This window comes from Rhizobium chutanense, from assembly GCF_002531935.1.
GTDB lineage: Bacteria > Pseudomonadota > Alphaproteobacteria > Rhizobiales > Rhizobiaceae > Rhizobium > Rhizobium chutanense.
The window spans coordinates 20,547-44,727 of record NZ_NWSV01000035.1 but is presented as its reverse complement, the minus strand read 5'-3'; the positions used below and the strand labels follow the sequence as shown (position 1 = coordinate 44,727).

At 60.8% G+C, this 24,181-nt stretch carries 22 protein-coding genes and 1 pseudogene; 10 read left to right on the top strand and 13 right to left on the bottom strand.

Annotated elements, in window-relative coordinates; translation table 11 throughout:
• Nucleotides 1–2 precede the first annotated feature (2 nt).
• The 5 genes from CO666_RS30145 to CO666_RS30125 are packed head-to-tail and all read left to right on the top strand — an operon-like array spanning nt 3 to nt 4,884.
• The gene (locus CO666_RS30145) at nt 3–1,094 is read left to right on the top strand and encodes a phosphotriesterase family protein (protein WP_097615682.1); all 1,092 of its coding nucleotides are present in this window, start codon (nt 3–5) and stop codon (nt 1,092–1,094) included.
• A 28-nt stretch (nt 1,095–1,122) separates the two neighbouring features.
• Nucleotides 1,123–1,887, top strand: coding sequence for a glutamine amidotransferase (locus CO666_RS30140; RefSeq protein ID WP_097615681.1), 765 nt, complete (start codon nt 1,123–1,125; stop codon nt 1,885–1,887).
• A gap of 17 nt (nt 1,888–1,904) precedes the next feature.
• A complete protein-coding gene (locus CO666_RS30135) occupies nt 1,905–2,810 on the top strand; it encodes a ribokinase (protein WP_097615680.1) in 906 nt (301 codons plus the stop codon).
• A 5-nt stretch (nt 2,811–2,815) separates the two neighbouring features.
• Entirely contained in the window at nt 2,816–3,649 is an 834-nt protein-coding gene (locus tag CO666_RS30130; protein ID WP_097615688.1) for a BtpA/SgcQ family protein, read from the top strand.
• Nucleotides 3,646–4,884 (top strand): Zn-dependent hydrolase, encoded by a 1,239-nt coding sequence (locus CO666_RS30125; protein ID WP_097615679.1) that lies wholly within the window; start codon nt 3,646–3,648, stop codon nt 4,882–4,884. The genes CO666_RS30130 and CO666_RS30125 overlap by 4 nt, the downstream gene beginning before the upstream one ends.
• Before the next feature lie 122 nt (nt 4,885–5,006).
• Here CO666_RS30125 and CO666_RS30120 read toward each other — a convergent pair whose 3' ends face one another.
• From CO666_RS30120 to CO666_RS30100, 5 genes are all read right to left on the bottom strand, one after another.
• A complete protein-coding gene (locus CO666_RS30120) occupies nt 5,007–6,209 on the bottom strand; it encodes an ROK family transcriptional regulator (protein ID WP_097615678.1) in 1,203 nt (400 codons plus the stop codon).
• A 75-nt stretch (nt 6,210–6,284) separates the two neighbouring features.
• Entirely contained in the window at nt 6,285–7,508 is a 1,224-nt protein-coding gene (locus tag CO666_RS30115) for an MFS transporter (RefSeq protein ID WP_097615677.1), read from the bottom strand.
• Between the two features lie 14 nt (nt 7,509–7,522).
• Nucleotides 7,523–8,299: an SDR family oxidoreductase gene (locus CO666_RS30110; RefSeq protein WP_097615676.1), complete on the bottom strand. Its 777-nt coding sequence runs from the start codon at nt 8,297–8,299 to the stop codon at nt 7,523–7,525.
• A gap of 24 nt (nt 8,300–8,323) precedes the next feature.
• Nucleotides 8,324–9,187, bottom strand: a complete 864-nt coding sequence (locus CO666_RS30105; RefSeq protein ID WP_097615675.1) for a MurR/RpiR family transcriptional regulator — start codon at nt 9,185–9,187, stop codon at nt 8,324–8,326.
• Between the two features lie 22 nt (nt 9,188–9,209).
• Entirely contained in the window at nt 9,210–9,596 is a 387-nt protein-coding gene (locus tag CO666_RS30100; RefSeq protein ID WP_097615674.1) for a RidA family protein, read from the bottom strand.
• Nucleotides 9,597–9,707: 111 nt separating this feature from the next.
• Here CO666_RS30100 and CO666_RS30095 point away from each other — a divergent pair, with 111 nt between their 5' ends.
• The 5 genes from CO666_RS30095 to CO666_RS30075 all read left to right on the top strand — a co-directional run bounded on the left by CO666_RS30095 (nt 9,708) and on the right by CO666_RS30075 (nt 15,201).
• Nucleotides 9,708–10,190 carry a hypothetical protein gene (locus CO666_RS30095; protein ID WP_097615673.1) on the top strand — a complete coding sequence of 161 codons (483 nt, stop codon included), beginning with the start codon at nt 9,708–9,710 and terminating at the stop codon, nt 10,188–10,190.
• A gap of 30 nt (nt 10,191–10,220) precedes the next feature.
• On the top strand, nt 10,221–11,696 hold the full coding sequence (locus CO666_RS30090; protein WP_097615672.1) for a M81 family metallopeptidase: 1,476 nt from the start codon (nt 10,221–10,223) through the stop codon (nt 11,694–11,696).
• Complete coding sequence (locus CO666_RS30085; protein ID WP_097615671.1) at nt 11,697–12,797, top strand: D-TA family PLP-dependent enzyme; 1,101 nt, start codon at nt 11,697–11,699, stop codon at nt 12,795–12,797. It begins immediately after the preceding gene.
• 548 nt (nt 12,798–13,345) lie between these two features.
• On the top strand, nt 13,346–14,251 hold the full coding sequence (locus tag CO666_RS30080; protein WP_342588134.1) for a macro domain-containing protein: 906 nt from the start codon (nt 13,346–13,348) through the stop codon (nt 14,249–14,251).
• A complete protein-coding gene (locus tag CO666_RS30075) occupies nt 14,236–15,201 on the top strand; it encodes a DarT ssDNA thymidine ADP-ribosyltransferase family protein (RefSeq protein ID WP_097615669.1) in 966 nt (321 codons plus the stop codon). Before CO666_RS30080 ends, CO666_RS30075 begins: the two co-directional genes overlap by 16 nt.
• Nucleotides 15,202–15,275: 74 nt before the next feature.
• Here CO666_RS30075 and CO666_RS30070 read toward each other — a convergent pair.
• The 8 genes and pseudogenes from CO666_RS30070 to CO666_RS30035 all read right to left on the bottom strand — a co-directional run bounded on the left by CO666_RS30070 (nt 15,276) and on the right by CO666_RS30035 (nt 24,156).
• Nucleotides 15,276–16,016 (bottom strand): annotated as a pseudogene (locus CO666_RS30070) (IS5 family transposase).
• A gap of 412 nt (nt 16,017–16,428) precedes the next feature.
• Nucleotides 16,429–17,607, bottom strand: coding sequence for an IS91 family transposase (locus CO666_RS30065; protein ID WP_097615668.1), 1,179 nt, complete (start codon nt 17,605–17,607; stop codon nt 16,429–16,431).
• 12 nt (nt 17,608–17,619) lie between these two features.
• Complete coding sequence (locus CO666_RS30060; protein ID WP_097615667.1) at nt 17,620–18,480, bottom strand: tyrosine-type recombinase/integrase; 861 nt, start codon at nt 18,478–18,480, stop codon at nt 17,620–17,622.
• Between the two features lie 270 nt (nt 18,481–18,750).
• Nucleotides 18,751–19,884, bottom strand: a complete 1,134-nt coding sequence (locus tag CO666_RS30055) for an ABC transporter ATP-binding protein (protein WP_097615666.1) — start codon at nt 19,882–19,884, stop codon at nt 18,751–18,753.
• Nucleotides 19,885–19,968: 84 nt separating this feature from the next.
• Entirely contained in the window at nt 19,969–21,174 is a 1,206-nt protein-coding gene (locus tag CO666_RS30050; protein ID WP_097615665.1) for an ABC transporter substrate-binding protein, read from the bottom strand.
• A gap of 72 nt (nt 21,175–21,246) precedes the next feature.
• A complete protein-coding gene (locus CO666_RS30045) occupies nt 21,247–22,104 on the bottom strand; it encodes a carbohydrate ABC transporter permease (protein ID WP_097615664.1) in 858 nt (285 codons plus the stop codon).
• The gene (locus CO666_RS30040) at nt 22,101–22,985 is read right to left on the bottom strand and encodes a carbohydrate ABC transporter permease (protein ID WP_097601388.1); all 885 of its coding nucleotides are present in this window, start codon (nt 22,983–22,985) and stop codon (nt 22,101–22,103) included. The genes CO666_RS30045 and CO666_RS30040 overlap by 4 nt, the downstream gene beginning before the upstream one ends.
• Before the next feature lie 13 nt (nt 22,986–22,998).
• Complete coding sequence (locus tag CO666_RS30035) at nt 22,999–24,156, bottom strand: Gfo/Idh/MocA family protein (protein WP_097615663.1); 1,158 nt, start codon at nt 24,154–24,156, stop codon at nt 22,999–23,001.
• Nucleotides 24,157–24,181 lie beyond the last annotated feature (25 nt).

Sequence of the window (24,181 nt, the reverse complement as noted above, 5' to 3'; positions counted from 1 at the left end):
GAATGCTCGATCACCTCTTTACAGACACACCTCAAAAGCGGCACCCCATCGGGGTGAATTCCGGCACAGCCATGACCGTCACCGGCCCCGTCCCAGCGGAGGATCTCGGCGTGACTCTGATGCACGAGCACATCTTCCTCGATGGTGCGACCAGTTGGATTTGTCCCTGCCATCCGGACGAAAAGGCGATCGCCGAACAGAAGGTCTCGATCGAGATTATCGGCGAGTTGCGCATGAACCCTTATATGAACCGGGACAATGTCTCGCTCGACGATGGGGATCTGGCGCTTGGAGAGCTCAAACGGTTCCAGGCGCTCGGCGGCTGCACCGTGGTGGAGACGACCAATTTCGGTATCGGTCGCGATGCGGCGGGGCTCGCCCGCATTGCACGAATGTCGGGGCTCAGGATCATTATGGGCACCGGCTTCTATCTGGAGCATACCCATCCGGACTGGCTCAAGGCCATGGGCGTCGAAGAGGTCACGCAGTTCATCGTCGATGATGTCGGCGGTTCCGAGAATCAGCCGGAAATCATGGCCGGCATTATCGGTGAGGTCGGTGTCAGCCGCCATTTCACCTCCGAGGAAGAGAAGTCACTTCGCGCTTCGGCGCGGGCGGCACGCATCACCGGCCTGCCGCTTTCCATCCACCTGCCGGGCTGGGAGCGGCTGGCGCATCGCGTGCTCGATGTGGTGGAGGAGGAGGGAGCCGATCTGCGCCATACCGTTCTTTGCCACATGAACCCCAGCCACGACGATCTCGACTACCAGATGGCACTGGCAAGGCGCGGCGCCTTCCTGGAATACGACATGATCGGCATGGATTATTACTATGCCGATCAGGACGCACAGTCACCCTCCGATGAGGAGAATGCCCGCGCTATTGCCACCCTCGTCGACAAAGGTTTCGGCGACCGGCTGCTGCTGTCGCAGGATGTGTTCCTGAAGATCATGCTGACTCGCTACGGCGGCTTTGGCTACGGCTACATCCTCAAACACTTCCTGCCGCGCCTGAAGCGCCACGGTGTCGATCAGGCGGCCATCGACCGCATGCTGATCGACAACCCGAAATCCGTCTTTTCCGCTACGCGCTGAGCGTTGGCCCATCGTCCAAGGAGTTTCCATGACCAAGAAGAAAGTGCTGCTCGCCGGCGAATCCTGGGTTTCGACCGCCACCCATATCAAGGGCTTCGATCAGTTCCCGACCGTGACCTATCACACCGGCGCGGACGAATTGCTGAGGGCCCTGAAGGACAGCCCCTTCGACGTCACCTTCATGCCGGCACACGAGGCGCAGAAGGAGTTTCCGAGCACGCTCGAAGGCCTTCAAGCCTATGACGCCATTGTGCTCTCTGATATCGGCGCCAATACGCTGCTTCTGCATCCCGACACCTGGATTCACTCGCGTCGTACACCGAACCGTCTGAAATTGCTGCGTGACTACGTTTCCCGGGGCGGCGCGCTCCTGATGTTCGGTGGCTACTATTCCTTCCAGGGCATCAATGGCGGTGCGCGCTTCCGCAACACCGCGGTTGAAGAGGTGCTACCGGTCGCCTGCCTTTCCGTCGACGACCGTGTTGAGGTGCCGGAGGGCTTTACGCCCGTTGTTTCGGGCGATGCTTCGCATCCGATCCTTTCGGGTATTTCCGGCGAGTTCCCTTATCTGCTGGGCTTCAACGAGGTGACGCTGAAGGAAGGTGCAAACCAGCTTATGACCGTTTCCTCGGAATATGGTTCGCTGCCGCTGCTCGTCACGGGCACCTACGGCGAAGGCCGCACACTTGTCTGGACGTCTGATGTCGGCCCGCACTGGCTGCCGCCGGAATTCATCGCCTGGCCGGGCTACAAGACCCTGTTCGAGCAGATGCTCGGCTGGGCAACGGACTGAACGGAAGGTCCGCAGTCATGACCATCCACGTCGTCGGCAATGTCTGCGTCGATACGAGCTTTCGCCTGGAGCGGCTGCCGCAGCCAGGAGAAACGCTGAACGCAACGGCTGCCGGCGAGGGTGTCGGCGGCAAGGGGGCGAACCAGGCCGCCGCCGCCGCCCGGACAGGTGCCTGCGTGACGCTCTGGGCACCCGTTGGCCGGGATGCCACCGGCGACCGGATGGAAAGCCTGCTCTCCACTGAGATTTCCGACCTGCGCCTCTCGCGCCTCGATCTGTCCAGTGACCGCTCGGTGATCCTCATCGATCGCCATGGCGAGAATGTCATTATCACCGCCGCCGGCTGCGCCGAGGCGTTCAATCCGCTGACGATGTGCCCGCTCGCATCGACCTGGAGCGCCGGAGACATGTTGCTGATGCAGGGCAATCTTGGCGCCGATGTAACGGTGCAGTGCCTGGAGGCAGCGCGGGGGGCCGGGCTTTTCACCGTTCTCAATCCGAGCCCGCTTGCTTCCGATGCGCCGGATCTTTCGGCGGTGTCACTGCTGATCATCAATCGACCGGAGGCCGAAGCCTTGACCGGCGAGACCTCTGCTGACCGCGCTGCCGACCGCCTGCGCGCGAGGGGCGCAGCCACCGTCATCGTAACGCTCGGTTCGGAGGGCGTCCTCGTTCTGGACGCCTCTTCCCGGCTCCACATCCCGGCCGAAAAACGCGAAGCCGTGGATGCCAGCGGCGCGGGGGATTGCTTTGCCGGAACGTTGGCCGGACTTCTTGCGCAGCGTGCGACGCTTGCCGACGCTGCGAGACTTGCAACACGGGCGGCGGGTATCGCGGTCGGCCGTGCCGGTACGCTCGCCTCTTTCCCCACCTCGGCAGAGCTAGCCGCCCTTACCAAGACATTGAAACTGGAAAACGTGTGATCGCCATGAGCAACCCTATCGGACGGCAGAACAAGGACACACTGAGGACGCTTTTCGGGCGCGACAAGCCGGTGATCGGTGTGGTGCATCTGATGCCATTGCCGGGGGCGCCACGCTATGATGACGAAGGCGTCGAGACGATCTACGAGCGCGGTCTTTCAGATGCACGCGCCTACCTTTCGGGCGGCTGCGACGCTGTCATCGTCGAGAACCACGGCGATGTTCCGTTTGCCAAGCCTGATGATATCGGCCCCGAGACATCAGCGCATATGGCCGTTGTCGCCGATCGCATCCGCCGCGAGCTCGGTTGTCCGATCGGCATCAACGTGCTCGCCAATGCGGCGATCCCGGCGCTTGCCATCGCGTCTGCCTCGTCCGCATCCTTCATTCGCGTCAACCAGTGGGCCAATGCCTATATCGCGAACGAGGGGTTTGTGGAGGGAGAATCGGCACGCGCCATGCGCTACCGTGCCCATCTTCGCGCCCGTGGCGTCCGCATCTTTGCCGATGCCCACGTCAAGCATGGGGCGCATGCCATCGTGGCTGATCGGCCTGTCGAAGAACAGGTCAAGGATCTCGTCTTCTTCGATGCCGATGTCGTCATCGCCACCGGCCAGCGCACCGGCCACGCCGCCGATCTCGGTTATATCAGGATGATCAAGGAGGCGGCATCGCTGCCTACACTGGTGGGCAGCGGCGTCACGCATGACAATGCCAACGATATTCTGTCCGTCGCGGACGGCGTGATCATTGCAAGCGCCCTTAAATACGATGGCGTCTGGTGGAATGCGGTTGAGCTCGAGCGGGTCAAGCGGCTCATTGCAGGCCTTGGCCGATGAGCCGGAAGCCGGAGGTCAACGCCGCGCGCCTGCTCGCGTCTGTCGCCGATTTCGCAGCGATCGGCGCGACGCCTGCCGGTGGTGTCAACAGGCAGGCTTTAGGCATCGAAGACCGTGCGGCGCGCCGGCTGCTCGCTGAGCGAGCGCTTGCCCGCGGCTTCACCGTCTTCCAGGATGATATCGCCAATCTGTTCATTCGACGGGAGGGCCGGGATGCTTCCCTGCCACCGCTCCTCATCGGCAGCCACCTCGACAGCCAGCCGACTGGTGGCCGCTTCGATGGCGCGCTCGGCACGCTTAGCGCTTTCGAGGTGCTCGAAGCGCTGAGCGACGCCGGCATCGAAACCGACCGTGCCGTCGAAGTCGTCGCCTTCACCAACGAGGAAGGTAGCCGCTATTCGCCGGGTTGCATGGGATCCATGGCCTTTGCGGGGGTAGGAACTCTGGCGGACTGGGAGCCAATACATGCGACGGACGGCCCGCAGCTGGCCGATGAGCTGGCGGCAACGCTCGCAGCACTGCCTGAAGCTGCGTTGCGACCAACAGGCCACGCTATTTCCGCCTTTGTCGAACTGCATATCGAACAGGGCCCGATCCTCGAGCAGGAGGACGTGCCCATCGGTGTCGTCACGGCGGTGCAGGGCACGAAATGGCTTGAAGTTGTCTTCTCCGGTGTGGCCGCGCATGCCGGCACGACGCCGCTTGAATTCCGCAAGGACCCCATGGGTGCGGCAGCCGCCGCAATCGCAAGCCTTCAATCGGCGGTCATGCCTGCGGACCCCGAGGCACGGCTGACGGTCGGCCGCATTACTGCCGAGCCAGGTTCCATCAACGTTATCCCCGGTTCTGTCACCTTCACCGTCGATATCCGCCATCCGGACGCCGCTATCCTTGCTGCGATGGACCAGCATGTGCGAAAGGAATGCGAGGCTGCGGGCGCCCGCTGGGATTGTGACGTTAGCGTCAGCCAGCGCGTCAACATGGCGCCAGGCCGCTTTTCACCAACTATTACAGGGGCAATTGAGGAGGCCTGCAAAGCTCTCGGTCTCAAGAGCCGCCAAATGGTTTCCGGTGCCTTTCACGATGCGCTGTTCGTAAACCGCATAGCTCCAACAGCCATGATCTTTGTTCCGTGTCGCCATGGCATCAGCCACAACGAGGCGGAGTTCGTAACTGACACGCATATGATTTCAGGTGCCCGGGTGTTGCTCAACGTGGTCGAAGCGCTCGGCTAAAGCATGTCGCGCAAAAGTGTGCAGCGGTTTTGCGGCAACGACATGCGTGAAAACAAAAACCTAAAGCGCAAAGAGCGAATCCGAAGGATCGCGACGCGCTTTAGTGCCAGGCTAAACCGAATTCACCCGACCGGCTTTTGCAGAACGTCGAAGCGTGGATTGGTTTCCGAGAAGATCGGCAGGGCGGCGGCGCCGAGGATGGCCGTGTCCTTGCCGGTCATGCCGATCATGACGCGGGGCACGCTGCGTTTCCGGTCGGGGTCAATCGGGACGTGCAGCGGCTCCAGCCGGTCTGCGAGACGGCGCATCAGCGATGTCGATATGCTGCCGCCGAGCACGATGGTCTGCGGATCGAAGGCCAGTTCGAGGAAGTCGAGGGTCTGCCGCAGCGGCTGGACGGCCTGGTCGAGCCAGGCATCCAGGCCTTCGCCGCCTTTGGCGATCAGCGCGTCGAGATCGTCTGATGACAGCTCCTCGGCATTGGCAATGCCCATGAATTCATAGGCGACGGTCGGTGAGATGTAGCGGTCCAGACAGCCGCGCTTGCCGCAGCTGCAGAGCTTGCCGTGCGGCTCGACGATGATGTGGCCGATCTCGCCGGCATTGTTGCGGCTGCCCTTATAGAGATGGCCGTCGAGGAACATTCCGGCGCCGATGCCGCCGCCGCCGGCCAGGAAGAGATAGACGAAGCTGCCGAGGCCACGGGCGACGCCGTGAAGACGCTCGCCGATCGCGGCAGCCGTCGCATCGTTTTCGACGAGCACCGGCACCTTAACCCGCTGTTCCAGCTCATGGCCGACGGGAAAATCCTGCCAGCCGGGCAGGTTCTGCGGGCTGAGCGAGGTGATGCCGCCATCGGCATAGCGGCCGGGCAGGGCCATGCCGACGCCGAGCAGCCGGTTGCGGTCGAAGGCGAAGGCCTGCTGAAGGTCTTCGACGATGGTCTGGAGCGCCGGCATGGCCCTTTGCGGATCGGGGTGCTCGACATGGCGCTCGATGCGGGCGCAAACGGCGCCGGAGAGATCCGTCAGAACCCCGCTGGCGCGCTGGCGGCCCAGTTCGAGGCCGATCGAATAGGCGCCGGCGGGATTGATCGAATAGGGGATGATCGGCTGGCCGCGCGCCAGCTTCTGCGCCTCAGCCGGCACCAGAAGATGCGACCTCTCCAGTTCCTCGACGATATTCGACACGGTCTGGGCAGTCAGCGCCGTCATCCGGGCGATCGCCGCGCGCGACAAGGGACCGTGCGTGCGGACGGCCTCGATCACCACACGCCGGTTGTGAGATTTGGCCTGCTCGAGATTCGTGCCGGAGATCGCCTTCATGTCGCCTTCAAAGGAAATGGTGCCCCACCCTTGTCACAAGACGGATGACGATGAAAGCCACATTCTTCGCCAGCTTTATGGAACCCCGGCGTCAGCAGGCGCAACGGCATTTCGTCTCTGCAGCAGGCCGAGGAGCGCCATCCCCGACAGGCCGGTGACGGCGCTGATGACGGCGGTGCCGGAATAGCCTGTCACATAAGTGCCGGCGGCAAAGACCAGCGCGCCGATGCCGGCGCTGGCGAAGATATTGACGGAAATCAGGGCGCTGCCGAGCCCCGGCCGATCGGCGATGAGATCCTGCAGATAGGTGATCGGAATGCTGATGATCGCCGCCGCGCCGATGCCGGCGAGCAGGGTCAGCGCATAGAGGTGCCACGGCTGCGAGGCAAAGCCGAGAAGGCAGAGGAACACCGCATAGATGATGGTGCCGGCGGCAAGCGCCGTCATCTGGCCGGCCTCCCGGGCGATCCGCGACCAGACGATGATGAAGACGATCTCGAGCAATGCGACGATGCCGACCAGAATGCCGACATCGCTCAGCGCCCCATGGGCTGCGCCGGTGGCGATCAACGGCAGAAGGGCGTCGTTGAGGTGCAGCGTGCTGGTGATGAGCGCCACGCCGGCGACATGCGCTGAAATCCGTGGCGAAATCACCTGCCGCAGCGCGCCGAGATAGGTGAGGTGATGAACCGCTGTCATCTCCGTTGCCGCCCGCTTCGGCAGGGCGAAGAGGATGATGCCCTGGCATAAGAGACATGCGATGGCGGCAAAGAGATAGGCCGGCAGCATGCTCGAGGCGCCGGATAGCAGCAGGCCGGTGATCCCCGGGATCAGCACCCAGGAGAGCGAGATCGTGGCGCGCACGCCGGAATTGGCCGTCACCATGTCGCTGCGGCTCATGCCGTGCATCGCCGCGCGCGCATTGGCAAACAGCAGCGAATTCAGCGCCCCGAAGATCGGTAGGGGCAGCAAGCCGCTGATGATGAAGATCGCCGCTGTGGGAAAGGCGTAGACCATGCCGTAGCCGACGATGCCGAAGAGGCAGGCGCCGATCATCGCCGAACGGTATTCGCCGAGCCGATCGGCGAGATTGCCGAGCAGGATGCTGATGACCACGTTCACCGCCGCCGAGGCGAAGGCCAGGAAGGAATAGAGGCCGTCGCTCAACCCCAGCTCACGGATGCCGATGATCGAACGGTAGGGTGCGGTCATCGCGCCGGCCATGCCGAAGGTGAAAATGGCGATCATGCTGGCGCGGATCGCCGGGTTGCGGAAGACGGCGGGGAAAAGGCGGCTCATGGCGTTGTCTGGCGTCAGTAATATTCTGATTGGGAGAAGGTTCTCGCCAGTTCCGCCTGGCCGGCCGTCAGGCCGCAGTCGACGGGCAGGCAGACGCCGGTGATTGCTGCCGCCAGCGGCCCGGCCAGAAAGGCGACGGCATTGGCGACATCCCGGGGATCGACGACGCGCTGCAGCGGATACCAGCGGCGGGCTTCCTCGAAAACATTCGGATTGGCGGCCGCGCGTGCCTCCCAGGCCTGCGTCTTCACCGTGCCGGGGGCCACCGCATTGGAGCGGATGCCGAACTTGCCGTATTCCACCGCGACCAGCCGGGTGAAATGCAGAAGGCCGGCCTTGGCGGCGCTATAGGCCGGGTGGCCGAAGACGTGCATGCCGTTGACCGAGGCGATGTTGACGACGGAGCCCTTCGAGGCCTGCAGCATCGGCTCGAAGGCGCGGAAACACAGGAATGCCGCTTCGAGATTGAGCGCAACGTCCGCCCGCCAAATGTCAGGCGTCGTCTCGTGCAGGCTGGTGGCGCGGGCCGCACCGGCATTGTTGACCAGCGTCCGAACCACGCCGGCGCCGGCAGCACGCCCGACCAATTCCGCAATGCTCGCCTCGCTGGTCACATCACATCCGACGGCGACGAAGCGATTGTCCGGCCCGAGCTTCGACGCCACGGCGGTGGCAGCCGCGGCATCGATGTCGGCGAGAAACACGACATCATGGTCATCGGCGAGCCGCGCGGCGATCGCAGCACCGATATCGCCCGCAGCGCCCGTGACGATGGCTGCCGATTGGGTCATTTGCTGTCGCTCCCATTCATGGAATTAATCTCCAAGCAATTGCCGGTCATCGCCGTCGCGGTGAAGGACGAGCTGCTGCTTGATGCGCCGAAGCGTGGTCGTCGCCTTCGGCTGAACGGCATAGGCGACGAGGCTCGACAGAATATCGACCGTCGCGAGGTAGGCGATACGCGTCGAGGTCGGGCGATAGATGTTGTTGCCCTCGGGAAGGTCGATCGGCACGACGATTTCGGCGGCCTTGGCAACCGGACTTTCCGTCTGGGTGAGAGCGATCGTCTTCACCTTGGTCTCGCGGGCAAGCTCGAAGGCCCGCACCAACTCCATATTGCGCCCGGAGAAGGACGAGCCGATCAGTACGTCGCCCGGCCTTGCCGCGGCCGCCATCATCAGCTGCATGCTGTGATCGGAACTGGCGGTGATGCGAAGCCCGAGGCGGAAGAGCCGGTTCTGAAGCTCGTCGGCGATCATCGACGAATTGCCGCCCGAGCCGAAGGCATAGATCATATCGGCCTTGGCGATCAGCGAGACGGCGGCTTCGATCGCGGCAAGATCGAGCGACCGGTGCAGCAGAAAGAGCGCGTTCTGCGCCTTGGTGATGATATCCTGGGCGACATCGGCCGGATCGGTGCTTTTCGATTCCGGCTTCAGATACCGCACGCCGATATGGGCAGTCCGGGCGAGCTGTACCTTGAAATCGGAAAAGCTCTCGCAGCCCAGCCGCCGGCAGAAGCGGGTGACGGTCGGCGGCGAGACCTCGGCCCGTTCCGCAAGCTCGATGATCGAGGCGTTTACCGCGAACTCGAAATCATTGACGATGATCTCGGCGATGCGGCTTTCGGAGGGAGAGAGCCGGCCCTTGTCTTCCTGCAATGTCGAAAAAATATCCAAACCCGTCCCCCCGATGGCTCCATCAACTCTTCTTCTTATAGGCCACGCAGTCGATCTCAACCTTGCAATCGACCATCATCGACGATTGCACACAGGCGCGTGCCGGCGGATGTTCGCCGAAATACTCCTGATAGATCTTGTTGAAGGTCCAGAAGTCGCGGGGATCGTCGAGCCAGACGCCGACACGCACGACGTCCTCGAGGCCGTATCCGGCCTCATCGAGGATCGCGAGCACATTGGCGATCGTCTTATGGGTCTGGGCGATGATGTTGCCGTCGATGATCTCGCCGTCTTCCATCGCAACCTGGCCGGAAACATAGAGCCATCCGTCGGCTTCGACCGCACGCGCGAAAGGCAGCGCCTTGCCGCCGGCCCCGGTTTGAACAGTGCCATAGCGCTTGATGGGCATGCTGAAGTCCTTGCAAATTATTTTCTTGATAAGTTGACAAATGACCATAGAAAGCAGAATTTGACCAGTGAAAAACGCTATTTATGAAAAGAATTTCAATCCGGGGCAGACATGCGCGATCCTTTCCTGAATCCTTTTCCGACCGACAGCGCCCGATCTGCGATCTGGGAAATGCTCGTTCCGCGCGATATTAATGCCTTTCTCGCCGCCGACTGGTCGCTGGTCGAGCATGACTTCGTCGAAGAAGGCTTCATCGGCATCGACGCTCAGAAGGCCGTCAGCCCCGAGAAGTGGCGCCTCGCATTTCCGACGCTGGCTGCCTATCGCCGGGAATGGCTGAGGCAGGCGGAGGATTTCGCCGAGCAAAGTTTCGCGGAAGATGCGCGCACGGCGATCTTCACCACGACGACGCTCGAGGATATCGAGATCGAAGGCGAGACGGCGCTCGTCCGCAAGAAATTCGACGGCGGCATTACCAAGTCCGACGGCACCCGCGACATCCTGCAATGGCAGACGCTCTATTATTGCAGGCTTCACCAAGGACGCTGGAAAATCTCAGGTTTCACCGGCTACCTGCCGAACCCGATGGGTTGAGGCGGGGCCGACAATACGAAGGCCACTTTCTTGCGCATTTTCACCGCAGCACTGGCGACCGAGACCAACACTTTTTCCCCGATCTGCGTGGATCGCCGCGCATTCGAAGCCTCGCTTTATGCCCCGCCCGGCCAGCATCCGGAAACGCCGACGCTCTGCACCGCGCCGATCACCGTCGGCAGGCGCGTCGCCCGGGAAAAAGGCTGGGAACTGATCGAGGGAACCGCCACCTGGGCCGATCCCGCCGGCCTCGTCAACCGGGGAACTTATGAGGAACTGCGGGACGAAATCCTCGGCCAGCTCCTCGCGGCAATGCCGGTCGACGCCGTCGTCATGGGCCTGCACGGCGCCATGGTGGCGGCCGGATACGAGGATACGGAAGGCGATCTTCTCCAGCGCATGCGGGAGATCGTCGGGCCCGACGTGCTCATCTGCGCCGAACTCGACCCGCACAGCCATCTCACCGCAAAACGCGTCGCGGCCCTCGATTTCGCCGTCTATTTCAAGGAGTTTCCGCATACGGATTTCGTCGATCGCGCCGAGGACCTCTGGCGCATCGCCGTCGACACGCTGGAAGGCCGGGTCAAGCCTGCCATCTCGGTGTTCGACTGCCGGATGATCGACGTCTTCCCGACATCGCGCGAGCCGATGCGCTCCTTCGTCGACAAGATCATGCGGATCGAGAAGGACGATCCGGACATTCTGTCGATTTCGGTAATCCATGGTTTCATGGTCGGCGACGTTCCCGAAATGGGAACGAAGCTGCTTGTCGTGACCGACGGCAAGCCGGAAAAAGGCGCGGCTCTCGCGCGCGAACTCGGCCTCGAACTGTTTTCCAAGCGCGGCACCTTCATGGTCCCGCAGATCGACGAGAAGGAAGCCGTCGCACGCGCGATGGCCGCCACCGCATGGCCCGTCGTCATTGCCGACGTCTGGGACAATCCGGGCGGCGGCACGGCCGGGGATGCGACCGTCATCCTCGGCGAGCTGCTGGCCCGCGGCGTCACCAGTGCCGCGATCGGCACCATCTGGGATCCGGTCGCCGTGCAGATCTGTTTTGCGGCAGGCGAGGGGGCGGAGATTCCGCTGCGCTTCGGCGCCAAATCGGCGCCCGGCACCGGCAACCCCGTCGACGGCACCGTCAAGGTCATCAGGCTCATCAAGAATGCCGAGATGCAGTTCGGCGAAAGCCTCGCCCCTTTCGGCGATGCCGCCCATATCGCCCTCAACGGCATCGACATCATCCTCAATTCGACCCGCGCCCAGAGCTTCGATCCAAGCCTGTTTTCGGTGATGGGCATCGATCCGACGAAGCAGAAGATCCTGGTGATCAAATCCACCAACCACTTCTTCGCCTCCTTCTCGAAGATCGCCGCCGAGATCCTTTACTGCTCGGCCGGAACGCCCTATCCCAACAATCCGGCGACGACACCCTATCGGCGGGCGCCGAAGACCATATGGCCGATCGTCGCCGATCCACACGGGCTACAACGCGGAGCCGCCTAGATGCCTGACACCAGCTTTGCCGTCGTCGCCAAGGCAGGCGACAGGATCGCCGATCTCTCGACGCCGCGTCCCGTCATCGACGAAGACCGGCTGGCGGCAAACATCGCCCGCGCTCAATCCTATATGGATCAGCACGGGCTGAACTTCCGCCCGCATATCAAGACGCACAAGATCCCGGCGCTCGCTGTCGCGCAGATCGCCGCCGGCGCCAAGGGCATCAACTGCCAGAAGGTGACCGAAGCCGAGGTCTTCGCCGCAGCCGGCTTCGGCGACATCCTCGTCACCTTCAATATCCTCGGACAGCAGAAGCTCGAGCGCCTGGCCAGGCTGAACGAGAAAATCCCGGCCCTCAAGGTCGTCGCCGACAGCGAGGTGACCGCCGATGGGCTGGCGGCGCATTTCTCCGGCCACAAGCCGCTGACCGTGCTGGTGGAATGCGACACCGGCGGCGGCCGCTGCGGCGTGCAGACGCCTGACGAAGCCGCCTCGCTCGCCAAGCGCATCGCCGCTGCCGACGGCCTGACCTTCGGCGGCCTCGTCACCTATCCGAAGCCGCAATCGGCCACCGCCGTCGAAGCCTTCATCACCGAGACGCTGCAGCGGCTGCAAGCAGACGGCATTACCTGCCCGATCGTCAGCAATGGCGGAACGCCGAGCCTCTACGAGGCGCATCTCGTCCCCTCGGCGACGGAACACCGCGCCGGCACCTATATCTACAACGACCGCCAGATGCTGCGCATGGGCCATTGCACCGAGGAGGATTGCGCCATGCATGTGCTGGCAACCGTCGTCTCCCGGCCAACCGCCGACCGCGCCGTCATCGACGCCGGCTCGAAGGCACTGACCTCGGATCTCCAGGGTTTTAGCGATTACGGCCTGGTCGTCGGTTATCCCGACGCCCGGATCAGCAGCCTGTCCGAAGAACACGGCGTCATCGACCTGTCGAACTGCACCGGCCCCCGGCCACAGATCGGCGAGAAGCTCTTCATCATCCCGAACCACACCTGCGTGGTGTCCAACCTGTTCGATACGATGGTTTTCCATCGCGGCGGCGTTGTCACCCGCGTCGAGAAGGTCGCAGCCCGCGGTCTCGTCTGGTAGCGGTCGGTTCCGGTTGAGGGGGGAACCGACACTGATTGGCAGAGGCCGCAGTAGCCGGCGGATTGCTCGTGGTTTTAGTATCGGCAAGAATGCAGTTGCCGATATCGCGAGACATACGCGGCGAACGCCTTCGTTGAATGGAACCGACAGTGGAAGGAGGCCGATTTCCGCAACGCCAACAGCGGTTTTTTGTCCCGGCTTCGAGAAATGACCGATTTGGGCCGGAAAGGGGACTGACTACCAGCAGCTTTCCGATAGATCGTCGCTAATGGTAGATGAGCACAGTTTTGGTGACGCTGAGGTCGTGAGTTCAGTCCGTCCGAAAGCAGCCCTTTGGGCGCTTCGGCCTCGCTTCATCGCGAAGAAGCTCGATGCAATGCTATAGATTGGCGCACTGTTTCTTGAAATCGCGGCAATATGGCCACACCTACGTCCATCAGGTGAACACACAATAGCGCTTGACTGAATCAGCGCGACCTGACGCAGGCAATATGCTATAAGTTTTCAGAACGAACAGAGAACATCGGGGTGATTCTTTGCTAACATATGTGCGAACAAGCCTATTCGACTCTCCTGCCCAGACCCTCGTCAACACTGTGAATGTCGTAGGCGTAATGGGAAAGGGTATCGCACTTGAATTCAAAGAGCGCTACCCCGCCATGTTTAAAGCCTACAAGAAGCTTTGCGACAGCCATTCTCTGGACATCGGAAAGCTCCATCTTTGGCGCGCATCCGACCACTGGATTCTAAACTTCCCGACAAAAACGACCTGGCGGCAACCTTCAAAGATTGAGTACATTGAGGCCGGCCTCGAGACCTTCCAGCGGTCCTACAAACAAATGGGAATCGCCTCGATCTCTTTCCCACCTTTGGGATGCGGAAATGGAAACTTGAACTGGAAGGATGTTCGACCACTGATGGAACGCTATCTGTCAAAGGTCGACATTCCCGTCTACGTTCACGACTATCAAGTTCCCCAGACATTTGTTGCTGAGCATAACAGGCCGGAAGTGCGGAGAGTGCCTATCAGCTTCAACGAGTTCCGCCATGACATCATGACGAGGATTCAGCGCAGCAACAATTTCTCGACGCTTCGAAAGACATCGGAATTTGTAGCCCGCTGGGTCGATGACGGCGATATTCTAATCGAACGGTCAACCGGCCGAACGGAGACGATCGACCACGAACTTGTTGAAGCGGCGTGGTCGTCACTCCAGAACGGCATGTTTACCGGTGACCAGTTCGCAGATGAGCCATCGAAGAAGCTGAAGTCCTATCTCTTTCCAATCCTCGCGTCGTTGCCTTACGTGAGAGTTGCAGAGATTAGTAAACCCGGCTGGTCTGATGCTAGCCCCGGTCACGCACTGTACATCAGCCGGGAAGACCGAAAGAGTGGTGCGCAACTGGATACCGTGGCGTCCGGTTACGGAGAGCAAGCGTGCCTATCACTCTAGCGCGGGCTCAACAGCATGTGAAAGAGCAAGCCGGTCGCCTAACTGCAAATCGAGCCAGTTGGCCCCATTTTCTGTATCACGCGTGCGACGTTACCACAGCAATTAATATCGTCCGGTATAATGAACTTCGTTGCCGGAACAATGCAACGGACTTTCTTGATGTCGCTAATGGCGGGGCACTCAATATTTTTGATGGCGCCCACTCGTGCGCACGTCTCTATTTTCGACCCAAAAATGGATTTCACTTCCGGACGGAGGGCATAAAATGCATCGCTGACCAATGGCGCCTGCCAAATCATATGTCCATTCCGGTCATGTTTTTGTTCGACTTTATCTCCGTGATCACGCTTCTAGGAGCAAAGTTTAGTAGCGGCAATGTGCAACGTTCGAAGACATTCCTAGATGGCGATGCGGCGTTTAATCAGCTGGATTTTGACGCTATCTATCACGACGCCCCCACAAACTCCGATAACAAAGAATACATCACCAACATGCGGATGTCTGAGGTGAGCGTCGAGGGGCATGTCCCTTTGACTCCACACCTTCGGGGAATCGTCTTCAGAACGCAGTCGGATATGCAGACATTTGAATATTTACTTGAGCAGGCGGGAATTGCTTGCCCCTACAAACTCATTGTTGAACGGGCTCGCGGCACTCTCTTTCTCGCCAGAGCACTGTACTTGAATGATCTCAGCTTCGCTGGGAACACTATAAGTCTGACATTCAACTTTCCGACTGATTTCTCGCCTCCCGACCGTATTTATAAGGTCATCATCAACCAGACTGTAGGCGATAGTAATAAGACCTACGATAAATCAGTCGAGTTGCGGGCAACCACATTCAATGTGACCAATTACGACCCGGACCCGTCGGGCGTCTGGTTCATCAAGTTGGAAGACCAACTCGCTTTCAACGGACGTCTTCAAACGCAGGCATCAGAACTCTTTTGAAGACAAGACATGTATACGGCTTCTATGATGATGGTTAAGCTTCCAGTCTGGCCTAGGTCGTGGCGACGATGCAACTATTTGAGCCATATCGCGATTGCGGCGAGTTTGACGAACCCCATGAAGTTGACAAGCAGTTTGTCGTAGCGGGTTGCGACGCGCCTGAACTGTTTGAGTTTGCTGAAGAAGCGCTCGATGCGATTGCGCTCCTTATAGAGGTCAGCGTCGTAGCCGCGCTGGATTTTTCGGTTGCGCTTTGGTGGGATGACGAGCTGCGTTCCGCTTTGCGCAATCCTGTCGCATAGATGATCGGCATCATAGCCTTTGTCCGCAATAGCAGCCGTGGCCTCGAAACCATCGACGAGGTAATGGGCGAAGGCAATGTCATTGCGTTGCCCTGGAGAACCGATTAATCGGATGGGAAGGCCGAGTGCTTCTGTCGCTGCATGGATCTTCGTGCTCAAACCGCCGCGAGACCGACCCAGGCCCTGGGCATCCGCCCCCCTTTTTCCTTGCGGGCGCCGGCGGCATGCTGATGAGCCCGCACGATGGTGCTATCGATCATCAGCCATTCGAGATCGGCCTCACGGGCAAGGACCGCCATCATCTCGTCGAGTACACCCATCTCGATCCAGCGGTAATAGCGCCGCTTGACCGAGCGGTAGTCGCCCAGCCGCTCAGGCAGATCGCGCCATCCATAACAGCGCATCCAGAAACAGCCGGTTGTCAGTTCGGGGACCGCGTTTACCTTTGGTGCCGCCGGGCACAAAACGTCTGATACGCTCCCACTGATCGTCCCGCAGGGCATCGTAATCCATCACCGACCTCCAAAAGTCAGTGTTGAATCTGATTTGCATCAGCCTGGGAATCTGGAGGGTTCTGTGAGGTCCGACCGCTTTGGGTGCGGCAATCGGTGACCGGACCTCATTGAAGCCGGATTGAACGAAGGCGCGGGTTGTTTGGCACTATGGGGATTTAGCCGAAGCGGTGGATGGCGTTAGGCAGGGTCGAGCCTTGCCGGAACCGGTGGACAGGTGTGGAAGGAGGGTCTGACGGTATTTGTAGTGTCGTTGACGCCCCTGTCGGCTGGTTTGTATCGACCGAACGCTTGGTACTGTTGCGTTTTACGTCGCCCATTACATCGTGCTGGCACGATTGGCCAAAGCACTCGCTTCGCGGCCCTTCGGCATGCCGACGCTGATCGTTGCAATGATGCCGCGCATGATATGATCATGAGCTGTCGTTCCATGCTGGCCAGTGTACCGGCTGTAGCGGGGTCCATGAGCCGATGATCGTCATGGTTCCGCCGCAACAGGGACAGCGATGCGCCAAAGGTGGAGACGGCTTTACATCCGCTTCTTCGGCCGTGCTCGCCGGCGTGGGAACGCCAAGCAGGCTGCGGCACAGGTCCAGCTTCAGTTGCCGATGGCCATTGGCAAGCAGGCCGTAATGACGAATGCGGTGAAAGCCGTCCGGAACGGTGTGAAGCAGGAAACGGCGGATGAACTCGTGGGCATCGAGCGTCATCACCTTTTGCCTGCCGCCCGTTCGATAATCTTTCCATCGGAATGTGACGCGATCGCCGTCGATGCTGACGAGGCGGGAATTGGAGATGGCGATGCGATGGGTATAGCGGCCGAGATAGGCAAGCACCTGTTCGGGTCCGGCAAAGGGAGGCTTGGCATAGACCACCCAGTCGATACGACGCGCCGCTTTAAGAGTTCGATTGAAGGCGACCGGACTGGCCAGACCGACGATATCGCCGAAGAATTGAAGTTGGGCCAGATCGTAGGCCTGCTTCAGTTGTTCGAGAAACAGCCGCCGGAACAGGCGTGACAGGACCCGCACCGGCAGGAAGTAGCTCTGCCGGCAGGCGACCCAACGGGATTGGTCCGCCGACAATCCGCCGCCCGGCACGATGCAATGGATATGAGGGTGATAATGGAGGTTCTGACCCCAGGAGTGCAGCACCGCGATGAAGCCGATTTCTGCACCCAGATGTCTGGGATCGGCGGCAAGCTTGCGCAGCGTCTCGGCGACGGCGCGGAATAGGATCGCATAGACGGTCGCCTTGTTCTGGAAGGCGATAGCCGCAATCTCTTGCGGCACGGTGAACACGACATGGAAATAGCCGACCGGCAGAAGATCGGCCTGCCGTGCGGCGAGCCAGTCACGGCTCGCCTGTCCCTGGCACTTTGGGCAGTGCCGGTTGCGGCAGGAATTATAGGCGATGCGGAGCTTGTCACAGTCCTGACATTGCTGGACATGCCCGCCCAGCCGAGCGGTCCGGCACATCTCGACCGCGCTCATGACCCGGCGTGCGACACGCCCGAGATGAGCGTCGTGTGTTTGACGATATTGTTCCCCGTAGCGGCGAAAAATGTCCGCCACCTCCAGTGCCGCCACCATGGCGAAGCTTGCTCAGCCTGGCGGCACCACCTCCAGTGTCAGCCGGTCGAGCGGGCTGGTCGTACTGCGGATCAGCGCATTGGAGACCTTCGTGTAGCGTGCCGTGGTGGACAGATTGTTGTGGCCGAGCAAAACCTGGATGATGCGGATGTCGGTTCCGCTTTCCAGAAGATGGGTGGCAAAGCTGTGGCGCAACGTATGCACCGTCACCCTTTTGTCGATGCCGGCCGCGGCGCACGCCGAACGGCAGGCCGAATACAGAACCTGGACGTCGATGGGCTTGGTCTCGTCCCGGCCCGGAAACAGCCAGACCTCGGGTCTCGCCAGCCGCCAATAGACCCGCAGGATCGCGAGCAACTGCGCTGACAGCATGACGTTGCGATCCTTTCCGCCCTTGCCATGCTCGACGCGGATGATGCCACGTTCGCCATCAATGTCGCGGACCTTGAGATGGACAGCTTCAGAGGCGCGCAGCCCCGCCGCATAGGCTGTCGTCAGTGCGGTACGGGTTCTCAGGCTCGGAACTGCTTCCAGAAACCGCACGATCTCGTCGCCGTTGAGGATCGTCGGCAGCTTGGCCGGTGTCCGGGCATAGGCAATGCGCTCCGGTATCTCGGCATGACCAAGCGTAACGCCAAAAAAGAACCGCAGGGCACAAACTGTCTGGTTCAAGGCCGGCCATGATAGGCCCGATGAGACCAGATGCACCTGAAACGCCCGCACGTCTTCCAGTCCAAGGCGGTCTGGCGATCGCCCGAAATAGCGTGAGAACTTCGTCACTGCATGCAAATACGATCGTTGCGTCGCTGGCGAAAGGTTGCGGATCGTCATGTCATCGATCATGCGCCGACGTAGAGGGCTCATCTCCGTCATCGTCATCTCCTGTTTGAAGGTTGGGCAAAACAACCCATTCCTTCAAATCAGGAGCACTTCATGCAATCAGATCCTCCAAATGCCGCGAAAGCGGCTTCGTTCAATCCCCAAAGGTTAAATCGTCACCACGCCCTAGAACGAAGACTGCCGCGGGATCCGCCGTGATCTCACAGTCGTACGGTTATTGCGGATCATCGAGAACGGTTACAGTCGTTCGATCAGCGTTGCCCCCCCTGGGAGGACGAGCTGCCCACACGAAGCCAAGTTGGCTCAAGCCGCCGTCGGATTGATCACATTCATATCGATTTCGGTCAATTCCACCCGCCGCTCGAAGGCGATGCCCGCCTCGTCGAAGAGGTGGCAATCGGCGGCATTGATGCCGGTTGAAACAGGCGCATCCGGGCGGATGCCGACGCTGCCGGGCAGCATGGCGCAGAAATTCTCGCCCTCGCCGTTGAGCGAGGCGTAGGCGACCGTATTGGCGCCGAGGCGCTCGATGACGGTCGGCGTTACCGTGAAGACGATGTCGCCGCCGCCGAGCTGGATATGCTCCGGGCGGATGCCGAGCGTCAAAGGCTTGCCGACCATGCCCTCACGCGGCGTCACCGGCAGGACGGCGGTCTGGCCCTGGTAATCCACTTCGACGCCGTTGGCGCTGACGCCCTTGCAGGTTACGGGCAGGAAATTCATTTTCGGATTGCCGATGAAGCCTGCGACGAACTGGTTGGCGGGCTTGTGATAAAGCTCGAGCGGCGCGCCGGTCTGGGAGATGTTGCCGGCGTCGAGCACGACGATTCGGTCGGCCATGGTCATCGCTTCGACCTGGTCGTGCGTCACATAGATCATCGTCGCCTTCAGCTGCCGGTGCAGCTTGGCGAGCTCGATGCGCATATCGGCGCGCAATGCCGCGTCGAGGTTGGAGAGCGGCTCGTCGAACAGGAAGATTTTCGGTTCGCGCACGATGGCGCGGCCGATCGCGACGCGTTGGCGCTGGCCGCCGGACAGCATGCCGGGTTTCTGCTGCAGCCGCTGTTCGAGGTGCAGGATGCGCGCGGCATTTTCGACCTTGGCCTTGAGCTTCTGCTCCTCCATCTTCTCGACGCGCAGCGGGAAGGCGATGTTTTCGAAGACGGTCATGTGCGGATAGAGCGCGTAGGACTGGAACACCATGGCGATGCCGCGCTTGACCGGCGGCAGGTCGTTGACCCTGACCCCATTGATGACGATGTCGCCGGCCGTCGTCGCGTCGAGACCGGCGATCATGCGCAAAAGGGTGGATTTGCCGCAGCCGGACGGGCCGACAAAGACGACGAATTCGCCGTTCTTCACTTCGAGCTGCACGCCCTTCAGGACCTCATAGTCGCCGTAGAACTTCTGAACCTTGTTGAGAAGAAGCTGTCCCAAAAATCTGTCTCCGCCGGCGGCCTTCGTCGCATGTTCGATATAGGGGAGGGGCCGCGGCTTATGCCGCGACCCCAGGGAGAGAGCTTACTTGAAGGCCTCGATTTCGCCGGCAGCCTTCTTCAGCGCGGCTTCCGGCTCGGCCTTGCCTGTGACCACCGACTGGATCATTTCGATCATCGAGTTCTGGAAGCCCTTATAGTCAGTGAAGAGCGGCTCGGGGCCGCCATAGCTGATGCCGTCGATCAGCGGCTTCCAATAGGGATCCTTGGCGACGAATTCGTCGACCTTCTTCGATGGACGCAGCGGGGTGAGGCCGGCGCCGCCCTGCAGTTCGTATTCCGACTGAACCTCCGGCGAGGTGATGAATTTGGCGAACTCGGTCGCCTTCTCCTCGACGCCTGACCCCTTGAAGATTGCCAGGCTGTCGGTGATCAAGAGCGTGCCGGGGCCCTTGGCGTCGGGACCGAGCGGCAGGGTCGTGATGCCCCAGGCAATCTTGGTCTCCTTCAGGCGGGAGGCAGCGCCCGATCCGGCCTGGATCATGGCGACCTTGCCGTCGAGGAAGATGGCGCGGACTTCGTTCTGCTCATAGGCCGTCGGGCCTTCCTCGGAGTAGGGGACGATATCCTTATAGGCTTTCAGCGCGGCCAGAATCTGCGGGCTGTCGAGCGTGACCTTGCCTTCGGCATCGGTCACCGCGCCGTTATTGGTGTAAACCCAATGCATGAACTGGTGCATCGTGTTGTCGAAGGTCTTGGCGGAGAGGCCGAAGCCCGGAATGCCGGTCTTTTCCTTGATGGTCTTCGCCATCTCGATTTCTTCGGCCCAGGTCTTCGGCGGCTTCTCGGGATCGAGGCCGGCCTGCTTGAAGAGATCCTTGTTCCAATAGAGCGCCTTGGTGGAGAAGGCGATCGGAACGCCCCACTGATTGCCCTCGAAGGTCACCGTATCGACGATATGAGGATAATAGCTCTTCTTCTCGTCATCGGTCATCGGCACGGGGACGATGAGGTCGTTCTGGGCGAATTCCTTCAGCGTGCGCGAGCCGACATAGGCCATCGCGACCGGCGTGCCGGCAGCGGCAAGCGTCGTTGCCTTGTCCTGGCACTGCGCCCAGCCGACGACCTCAGGCGTGACCTTCCAGCCCGCGTTCTTGGATTCCCATTCCTTGATGTATTTGGTGTGGACCGGGTCGATCGTGTCGCCGCAATAGATCCAGCTGATTTCCTTGTCGGCCGCTTGGGCAGTGACCGCGGTCAGTGCCGTCGAACCGAGCAAAGCGAGCGCCATAAGGCTAGTCTTGATTGTTATGCTCACGTCGTGACTCCCATTCTTGGTTAGCTGTTCACTCTATTTTTGCTCTTATTGTTTCACCGCACCGGCGGTCAGCCCGCCGACGAGGTAACGCTGAAGGAAGAAGATGACGACCATCGCCGGCGCAATGCCGACGAAGGAAGCCGCCATCAGTTCGTTCCAGATGACCTCCTGCTTGCCGAAGTAAGCAAAGAGCCCCACCGGCAAGGGCATGTATTCGGTCTTCGAGTTGAACGTCAGCGCGAAGATGAATTGCTGGGCGTAAGCGCCGATGAAGGTGGTGATGGCGACGACGATGATCCCCGGCATCGCGATGGGCAGGATGACACGGCGAAGCGTGTAGAAATGGCTGGCGCCATCCATATAGGCCGCTTCGTTGAGTTCCTGGGGAATGCGGATCATATAGGTGCGCAGCAGCCAGATCGCCGAGGGGATCAGGAAGGCGACGCCGGGCACGATCATCGCGAGATAGGTGTTGAGCACGCCCATGCTGCGCATCAGCCGGAAGAGCGGGATCAGAAGCACGGCGCCGGAGAACATGTTCACCGTCAGAAACGCGCCGAGCAATATCCCCATGCCCTTGAATTCGAACTTCGCGAAAGCGTAGGCCGCCGGAATGACGAGGCAGAGCACGATCACCGTGACGATGGTCGAGATGAAGAAGGAATTGAAGATATAGCGGCCAAAACCCGGCACGCTGATCCACATCGTCCGATAGGCTTCGAAGGAGCCGTTTTCCGGCCAGAAGCGGTAGGGTGAGGAAAAGAGCTGGGCGAGCGGTTTCAGCGAGACGAGGAAACCTTCGACGAAGGGCGAGAGCACGAAGAAGAGAAACAGCGCGATGCCGCAATAGATGAGCACGATTTCCCACCAGCGGTAACGGTCGATCATCGCAGCGCTGCTCATGCGCGTTTCTCCGGATTGAGGCGGCGGGTGACGCGGAAATAGGCGAAGCAGAAGAGCGACAGGAAGATGCAGATCAGCACGGCGCGCGCCGCACCTTCGCCGTATTTCTTCGAGCCGATCGCCGTCTGGTAAGTGTCGATGATCATCGTCGTCGTCTCGCCGCTCGGGCCGCCCTGCGTCAGGATCCAGATAATGTCGAACGAGTTGAAGGTGGCGATCAGCGACAGCATCGACATGGTGATGATCGCCGGCACCATCAGCGGCAGGGTGATGCGGCGGAAGCGGTACCAGCGGCCGGCGCCGTCGGTCCAGGCGGCCTCGTAGAGATCCTTCGGAATCGACTGGATCGCCGCCAGGAAATAGATCGTCACCAGCGGCACGCCGATCCAGACGTCGGTGACGATCGTCGCCCAGAAGGCGGTGCTGCCATAGGCGAGGAAGGCGACCGGGCCGTCGACGAGACCGAAGCGCTGCAGAAGCCCCGAGATCATCCCGAACTGGCCATTATACATCCAGCCCCACATGAAGATGCCGATCGCCATCGGCACGATCCAGGGCGGCATGGTCAACAGCCGGAACAGCGAGCGGCCGGGGACGGCGGCATTGAGCATGCATGCGCCGAAGGTGCCGATCACCATTTTCAGCGCGACGGAGAAGAAGGTCCAGACGAAGGTGCGCAGGATCACCTCCGCAAACGTGGCGTTGAAGATCTTCTCGTAATTGACCCAGCCGACCCAATTGGTGGTCTTCTTCAGCGACGCATCGGTGAAGGAGAGAATGAACGTATCGACGAGGGGATAGGCGACGATGGCGAGAACGTAGAGGACGGCCGGAAGAAGGAGGATCCAGGCGAAGATGAAGGCGCTTCTTTGGACACTCATCTTGCCGCCGTCCTCAAGCCGCTCTTGCGTGAAGGGCTTCGTCGAAGCGGTCCCAGACGGGTCTGAGATCGACGACCGTTTTCTTCATCCTCGCTTCGTCCATCGCCAGCGCCAGAATGCCGGCTTCGAGCGCATTCAGCGTGGAAACCGGAAGTTCGAGCCCGGTGCGCACGCTTTCCAGCAGATCGCTCGCCATCTGTTCGTCGGCGCCGTAATGCTGGGAAAGTTCGGTGGCGGCATATTTGTTTTCGACGATCTTGTTGCCGGTCAGCTGCTCGTGCACATCGAGGTAACCGCGCACGAAATCGCCCTCGGCCATGCCGCGCGAGCCCATGATGGCGAAACGGCGGAACTGGTCGGGCACGTTCAGATTGGTGTGGAAGTTCATGCCGACACCGTTTTCATATTCGACGATCGCCACCTGATAGTCGATGATATCGGCATCGCTGTCGAAGACCTTGTCGGAGCCCATCCAGCCGCTCGGCTTGCGGTGGAAAAGCTCGAGATCGTTGATGCCCTCGCGCGCCGGGTCGTTGGCCGGAGTGAAGCTCTTGCGGCCGCCGAAACTCGCCACCCGCTCCGGCCGCGCGCCGACGACACCATTATAAAGGTCGAGGTCGTGGCAGCATTTCTCCAGCATGAAGCTGCCGGAATAGCGCTCGTAGCGGCGCCAGTCGCGCATGAAGAAGGCGCCGTGATAGGGCTCGATATGTTCGGAGGCTTCGATCGACACGATCTGACCGAGCTTACCCGCGGCCTGGATGGCGCGCAGATCCTTGTAAAGCGGGGAGTAGCGCAGCACCAGACCGACCATCAGCCGCTCATGGCCGAACTTCGCCATCAGATGCGCAAGCTCGATGCTTTCGGCGATGGTCGTGACGATCGGCTTTTCGCAGAAGACCTTGAGACCGGCCTCAAGCCCGAGCCGGATATGGCCGAGATGCAGGTGATTGGGGGAGCCGATCATCAGCAGATCGAGCTTTTCGGAGGCGAGCAACTCTTCCGGCGAGCCGTAGGCCTTGCCGACCGAAATTCCCTTTTCCGTCAATCCGGGAAGCCCGGCAGGTTCCGGATCCACATAGCCGACAATATCGAAGCTGCTATCGATCGCTTTAAAGACATAGCCGAGATAGCCGAGCCGGAATCCCAGCCCGATGATTCCCACTTTCATGCCGATCAGGTTCCCAATTTAGGTA